The 278-nt window shown below is 48.9% G+C and carries 1 protein-coding gene; it reads right to left on the bottom strand.

Annotated features, from left to right (window positions below; all coding sequences use genetic code 11):
• Positions 1 to 278: hypothetical protein (locus AAEZ10_RS27295; protein ID WP_350571797.1), on the bottom strand; the 278-nt coding region annotated here is incomplete at both ends.

Below are 278 nucleotides of genomic sequence, written 5' to 3'. Positions count from 1 at the left end.
GTATAAGCTAAAACCAATTTTTGAGATATGGCCGCTTTGTTCATCGCCGAGCAATTCACCCGCACCGCGAATTTCTAAATCCTGAGTGGCGAGTAAAAATCCTGCGCCAAGATCTTCTAGGGCTTCAATGGCTGCAAGACGTTTGCGGGCATCTGGGGTCATACGTTTAGGATGAGGCGTCATCATATAAGCATAAGCTTGGTGATGCGATCGCCCAACACGGCCGCGAAGCTGGTGCAATTGTGCTAAACCAAACATGTCGGCTCGGTCGATAATGA

The sequence above is a fragment of the Pseudomonas sp. H26/SER47-MNA-CIBAN-0231 genome (genome assembly GCF_040310465.1).
GTDB classification, from domain to species: domain Bacteria; phylum Pseudomonadota; class Gammaproteobacteria; order Pseudomonadales; family Pseudomonadaceae; genus Aquipseudomonas; species Aquipseudomonas atacamensis.
The sequence above is the reverse complement of the archived record's forward strand: the minus strand, read 5'-3'. Positions and strand labels throughout refer to the sequence as shown.